General features: G+C 70.9%; 6 protein-coding genes. All 6 read left to right on the top strand.

Annotation, left to right across the window (positions count from 1 at the left end; all coding sequences use genetic code 11):
* The first annotated feature begins 77 nt into the window (after positions 1 to 77).
* Complete coding sequence (locus AB0J04_RS27755; protein ID WP_363171288.1) at positions 78 to 749, top strand: succinate dehydrogenase; 672 nt, start codon at positions 78 to 80, stop codon at positions 747 to 749.
* A gap of 2 nt (positions 750 to 751) precedes the next feature.
* Positions 752 to 2,704, top strand: a complete 1,953-nt coding sequence (locus AB0J04_RS27760) for a fumarate reductase/succinate dehydrogenase flavoprotein subunit (protein ID WP_363171283.1) — start codon at positions 752 to 754, stop codon at positions 2,702 to 2,704.
* Positions 2,701 to 3,450 (top strand): succinate dehydrogenase/fumarate reductase iron-sulfur subunit, encoded by a 750-nt coding sequence (locus tag AB0J04_RS27765; protein WP_363171284.1) that lies wholly within the window; start codon positions 2,701 to 2,703, stop codon positions 3,448 to 3,450. The genes AB0J04_RS27760 and AB0J04_RS27765 overlap by 4 nt, the downstream gene beginning before the upstream one ends.
* Before the next feature lie 145 nt (positions 3,451 to 3,595).
* A complete protein-coding gene (locus AB0J04_RS27770; protein WP_363171289.1) occupies positions 3,596 to 4,360 on the top strand; it encodes a GNAT family N-acyltransferase in 765 nt (254 codons plus the stop codon).
* Positions 4,360 to 5,292: a lysophospholipid acyltransferase family protein gene (locus AB0J04_RS27775; protein WP_363171285.1), complete on the top strand. Its 933-nt coding sequence runs from the start codon at positions 4,360 to 4,362 to the stop codon at positions 5,290 to 5,292. Before AB0J04_RS27770 ends, AB0J04_RS27775 begins: the two co-directional genes overlap by 1 nt.
* 39 nt (positions 5,293 to 5,331) lie before the next feature.
* Positions 5,332 to 6,387 (top strand): NAD-dependent epimerase/dehydratase family protein, encoded by a 1,056-nt coding sequence (locus AB0J04_RS27780; RefSeq protein WP_363171286.1) that lies wholly within the window; start codon positions 5,332 to 5,334, stop codon positions 6,385 to 6,387.
* Positions 6,388 to 6,473 lie beyond the last annotated feature (86 nt).

Consider the following 6,473-nt stretch of genomic DNA (forward strand, 5'->3'; position numbering starts at 1 on the left):
GTCTTGGACCGATGGGGTGGGCCGGCCCTACCGTCGGATCCATGGCTCTGGCACCGGGGACGGACCGAAAACCGTCCATGACGCGCACCATGTGGGACTCGTCCGTAGGCAAGAAGACCGTGATGGCCGTCAGCGGTCTGATCATGCTGTCGTACCTGGTCGTCCACATGCTGGGCAACCTCAAGATCTTCTTCGGACCGGGCGACTTCAACCACTACGCGCACTGGCTGCGCACCCTCGGCGAACCCTTCCTGCACTACGAGTGGGCGCTGTGGATCATCCGCGTCGTCCTGGTCGCCGCCGTCGTCGCGCACGCCGTCTCCGCATACCAGCTGAGCCGCCGCGGCATCAAGGCCCGGCCGACCAGGTACGTGCACAAGAAGCCGCGGGCCGACTACGCCACGCGCACCATGCGCTGGGGCGGCGTCATCCTCGCGCTGTTCATCGTGTGGCACATCCTGGACCTGACGACGGGCACCGTGCACAGCGGCGGCTTCCAGTCCGGACACCCGTACCAGAACGTGATCGACACCTTCTCCACCTGGTACGGCAACGTCGTCTACATCGTCGCGGTGCTCGCGCTCGGCCTGCACGTCCGGCACGGCTTCTGGAGCGCCGCACAGACCCTCGGCGCCGGCAGCCGCACCCGCGACCGCGCCCTGAAGGCCAGTGCCGACGTCCTCGCGCTGCTGCTCACGGCCGGCTTCATCGCCGTCCCCGTGGGCGTCATGACCGGAGTGGTGAGCTGAACATGTCTACCGATTACGCGGACTACGCGACCGGCGAGCCGATCGTCGACGCCAAGGCCCCCTCGGGTCCGATCAACGAGCGCTGGGACAAGCGCCGGTTCGAGGCCAAGCTGGTCAACCCGGCCAACCGGCGCAAGCACACGGTGATCGTCGTCGGCACCGGACTCGCGGGCGGCTCGGCCGGCGCCACGCTCGCCGAACAGGGCTACCACGTCGTCCAGTTCTGCTACCAGGACTCCCCGCGCCGCGCCCACTCCATCGCCGCGCAAGGCGGCATCAACGCGGCGAAGAACTACCGCAACGACGGCGACTCCGTACACCGCCTCTTCTACGACACCGTCAAGGGCGGCGACTTCCGGGCGCGCGAGTCCAACGTCCACCGGCTCGCGCAGATCTCCGTCGAGATCATCGACCAGTGCGTGGCGCAGGGCGTGCCCTTCGCCCGCGAGTACGGCGGTCTGCTCGACACCCGTTCGTTCGGCGGTGTGCAGGTCTCCCGGACGTTCTACGCCCGCGGCCAGACGGGCCAGCAGCTCCTGCTGGGCGCCTACCAGGCCCTGAGCAGGCAGATCGCCGCCGGGAACATCGAGATGCACCCGCGCACCGAGATGCTCGACCTGATCGTCGTCGACGGACGGGCGCGCGGCATCGTGGCGCGTGACCTGATCACCGGGAAGATCGACACGTACTTCGCGGACGCCGTCGTCCTCGCCAGCGGTGGCTACGGAAACGTCTTCTACCTGTCGACCAACGCGATGAACTCCAACGCCACCGCGATCTGGCGGGCGCACCGGCGCGGCGCGTACTTCGCCAACCCCTGCTTCACCCAGATCCACCCCACCTGCATCCCGCGCACCGGCGACCACCAGTCGAAGCTGACGCTGATGAGCGAGTCGCTGCGCAACGACGGCCGGATCTGGGTGCCGAAGGCCAAGGGCGACGACCGCCCGGCGAACAAGATCCCCGAGGACGAGCGCGACTACTACCTGGAGCGGATCTACCCCTCCTTCGGCAACCTGGTCCCGCGTGACATCGCCTCCCGCGCCGCGAAGAACGTCTGCGACGAGGGCAAGGGCGTCGGCCCCGGCGGCCAGGGCGTCTACCTGGACTTCGCGGACGCCGTCGGGCGCATGGGACGCAAGGCCGTCGAGGCCAAGTACGGCAACCTCTTCGACATGTACCAGCGGATCACCGACGAGGATCCGTACGAGGTGCCGATGCGGATCTACCCGGCCGTGCACTACACGATGGGCGGACTGTGGGTCGACTACGACCTCCAGACCACCGTCCCCGGCCTGTTCGCGATCGGCGAGGCCAACTTCTCCGACCACGGGGCCAACCGCCTCGGCGCCTCCGCGCTGATGCAGGGCCTGGCCGACGGCTACTTCGTCCTCCCGGCGACCATCAACGACTACCTCGCCCGCAACCCGAACCAGGGCGAGGTGAGCGACGAACACCCCGCCGTCCGGGAGGTGTTGGCCGAGACCCAGGACCGGCTGAACCTGCTCCTCGCGGTCGACGGGGACCGCACCCCGGACTCCTTCCACCGCGAAGTCGGCGAGCTGATGTGGGAGTTCTGCGGCATGGCCCGCACGGAGACCGGTCTGCGCAAGGCGCTGGAGCGCATCCCGCAGATCCGCGAGGAGTTCTGGCGGCGCATCAAGGTCCCCGGCACCGGCGAGGAGTTCAACCAGTCGCTGGAGAAGGCCAACCGGGTCGTCGACTACCTGGAACTCGCCGAGCTGATGTGCCTCGACGCACTGCACCGCGCCGAGTCCTGCGGCGGCCACTTCCGCGAGGAGTCGCAGACCCCGGACGGCGAGGCGGCCCGCCACGACGACGCGTTCGGGTACGCGGCCGCCTGGGAGTTCACCACGACCGGCGACGCCCCGACCCTGCACAAGGAAGACCTCGTCTTCGAGTACGTCCACCCCACTCAGCGGAGCTATGCATGAAGCTCAAACTGCGCGTCTGGCGGCAACGCAACGCCGACGCCGACGGCGCGATGTCCACGTACGAGGTGGACGGCATCTCGCCCGACATGTCCTTCCTGGAGATGCTCGACACCCTCAACGAAGAGCTCATCCTGCGCGGCGACGACCCCGTCGCCTTCGACCACGACTGCCGCGAGGGCATCTGCGGCGCCTGCTCGCTCGTCATCAACGGCGACGCGCACGGACCGGAGCGCACCACCACCTGCCAGCTGCACATGCGGTCCTTCCGGGACGGCGACACGATCGACGTCGAGCCGTGGCGGGCCGCCGCCTTCCCCGTCGTCAAGGACCTGGTCGTCGACCGCGGCGCCCTCGACCGGATCATCCAGGCCGGCGGCTACATCACCGCCCCCACCGGCGCCGCGCCCGAGGCTCACGCCACCCCGGTGCCCAAGCCGGACGCCGACCTAGCCTTCGAGCATGCCGAGTGCATCGGGTGCGGGGCGTGCGTGGCCGCCTGTCCCAACGGGGCGGCGATGCTGTTCACCTCCGCCAAGGTCAACCACCTCAATGTGCTGCCCCAGGGCGCGCCGGAGCGGGAGACGCGGGTGCTGGACATGGTGGCGCAGATGGACGAGGAGGGTTTCGGCGGCTGCACCCTCACGGGCGAGTGCGCGACGGCCTGCCCGAAGGGCATCCCGCTGGTGTCCATCACGAGCATGAACAAGGAGTGGCTGCGGGCGACCCGTAAGGTCGCGAAGCGGTAGCGTCGCCCGGGATTCAGCAGCCGCACATCCACGGGTTCCGCGCAGGACACGCCGAGGCCAGCCGGCCGCGGAAGAAAGCAGGTGCACATCCCCATGCACCGTCCCCATGCTTCTTCCGCTCGGCGCAGGAGACCTCATGACCGCCATGCCGCTCTCGCCCCCCGCCCTCGCCGTCCCGCCCGGCGGCAACGGCTACCTCGTGTCGCTGGCCCGTGACCAGGACGACGTCCGGGCCGCGCAGCGACTGCGCCACCACGTGTTCGCCGGGGAGCTGGGCGCCCGGCTCGACGGCCCCGAACCGGGCCTCGACACGGACGCCTTCGACGCCTACTGCGACCACCTTCTCATCCGGGACCGCGTCACCGGCGAGGTGGTCGGCACCTACCGGCTGCTGCCGCCCGAGCGGGCCGCGGTCGCCGGACGGCTGTACTCCGAGGGCGAGTTCGACCTGAGCCCGCTCGACACGATCCGGTCCGGCCTGGTCGAGGTCGGCCGCTCGTGCGTGCACCCCGACCACCGGGACGGCGCCGTCATCGGCCTCATCTGGGCCGGCATCGCCCGCTACATGGTGGACCGCGGCCACGAGTGGCTGGCCGGCTGCTGCTCGATCCCGCTGGCCGACGGCGGCACGCTGGCGACGGCGACCTGGGACCGGGTGCGCGACAAGCACCTGGCCCCGCCGGAGCACCGGGTACGTCCGCTGCTGCCCTGGACCCCGAAGGCCACCGTCCCGGCCGCCCGCACCGAACTGCCCGCCCTGCTGCGCGGCTACCTCCGCCTCGGCGCCTGGGTGTGCGGGGAGCCCGCCCACGACCCCGCCTTCGGCGTCGCCGACCTCTACGTGCTGCTGTCGATGCGCCGAATCAACCCGCGCTATCTGCGGCACTTCCTCTCGCTCGTCCCGGCGTGATGAGCGTCTGGCTGCCCAGCGCGCCCTGCACCCCGCGGGCGTGCGTGGAGACGACGGCGTCCCTCACCGGCCTGCCGCGGGCCGTGCTGCGGCTCACGACGGTCGTCCTGCTGGTCCTGGTCGGGGTCGTGCTGGCGCCGCTCAGCGCCTGGATACCGGATCGCGTGGTCCGGTCCTGGAGCCGGACCGTCGTGCGGGCGGCGGGGGTCCGGGTCCGGGTGACCGGTGCGACCGCGCCCACCTCGACCGGGCTGCTCCTGGTCGCGAACCACATCTCCTGGCTGGACATCCCGCTGCTGGCCGGCGTCCGCCCGGCCCGGATGCTCGCCAAGGCCGAGATCCGGCGGTGGCCGGTGGCGGGCGCGCTCGTCGCCGGCGGCGGAGTCCTGTTCATCGACCGCGACCGGCTGCGCGCCCTGCCCGAGACGGTCGCCCGGATCGCCGACACACTGCGGGCCGGGAGGGCGGTCGCGGTGTTCCCGGAGGGCAGCACCTGGTGCGGCCGCGCTCAAGGGCCCTTCCGGCGGGCCGTGTTCCAGGCCGCGCTGGACGCCGGGGTACCCGTCCAGCCCGTACGCATCCGCTACCGCGACGGGGAGGGCGCGGCCAGCACCGTGGCCGCCTTCGTCGGCGACGACCCGCTGCTCGCCTCGCTGTGGCGGGTGGTGAAGTCACGAGGCCTGGTCGCGGAGGTCGAGGTACTGCCCGCGCTCCCGCCGGGCGCCCACCCCGACCGCAAGACGCTGGCCGCGGCCGCGGGAATCCGAGTACTGCGCCCGAGGGCGACGGCAGCCGAGTCGACGTGCCCGTCCGGCCCGCGTCCGGGGCGGTCGGCCGGGTGGAGGCGGGAGGCGGCTGATCTGTCGGACCCGGGTACGAGCGGCCTCGTCGAACGAATTGCCGGTGAGCGAGGGCCGGTCGGGCGGTCCTGATGGGATCATGGCGCATCCTGACCTCCGAGGGGAGCGCGCGTGAGCGAAAGCCCGGCCGGCCGAACGGTTCTCGTGACGGGGGGCAGCGGCTTCGTGGCCGCCCATCTCGTCCGTCAGCTCCTGGAACGCGGCTACCGCGTGCACACCACCGTGCGTTCCACGGCGGACCCGGCGAAGCTCCGGCCCCTGCACGCCCTGCGGGACGCCCATCCCGGTCGCCTCGACCTCTTCGAGGCGGACCTGCTGACGGAGGGCTCCTTCGACGAGGCGATGAAGGGCTGCGCGGTGGTCTTCCATGTGGCCTCGCCGTTCCTGATGCCGGAGAAGATCAAGGACGGCCGACGGGACGTCGTGGAACCGGCCCTGCGGGGCACGCGCAACGTCGTGGCGGCCGTCGAGCGCACGGAGACGGTCGAGCGCCTCGTCCTCACCTCCACCGTGGGCGCGATCTTCGGCGACTACTCCGACGTACGGGCCATGGACGACCGGACCCTGTCGGAGAAGTACTTCAACACCACCAGCACGGTCGAGAACAACCCCTACCACTACGCCAAGACGGTGGCGGAGCAGTCGGCCTGGGAGGCCGAGGCGGCCCAGCGCCGCTGGCGCATGGTCTCCCTCAACCCCGGCCTGATCCTGGGCCCGTCCCTCACCCCCGCCTCGGACTCGGGCAGCCTGTTCCTCCTCGACGAGCTCTTCAAGGGCTACTTCTTCTACGGCGCCCCCGACTTCAGCTTCACCACCGTCGACGTCCGGGACGTGGCGGCGGCCCACATAGCGGCGGCGGAACACCCCGAGGCGCACGGCCGGTACATCGTCGCGGCGCAGGAGATGACCTCCTTCCACCAGATGGCGAAGGTCCTGCTCAAGCACCACCCGAGAAACCGGCGCCTGCCCCGCACCGCCCTCCCGCACTGGCCGGTCCGCATCCTCGGCCCCGCCTTCGGCCTCTCCCAGGCCTACATCCGCAACCACCTCGGCATCCGCTTCCGCGTCGACAACCGCAGAAGCACCGAGGAACTGGGCCTCGCCTACCGCCCGATCGAGGAGACCTTGGTGGACCACTACCGGGCCTGGCAGGAGCAGCGGAGCTAGTGCCGCGGCAGGCAACGTTCGCCCCGTCGCGACGCCCGGCACGCACTCTCGCCGCACCGGCCGAAAGCCCAAGTACGTCCAGTACG

Origin of the sequence: Streptomyces sp. NPDC050263 (assembly GCF_040655955.1) — a bacterium.
In the GTDB taxonomy this organism is placed as follows: domain Bacteria; phylum Actinomycetota; class Actinomycetes; order Streptomycetales; family Streptomycetaceae; genus Streptomyces.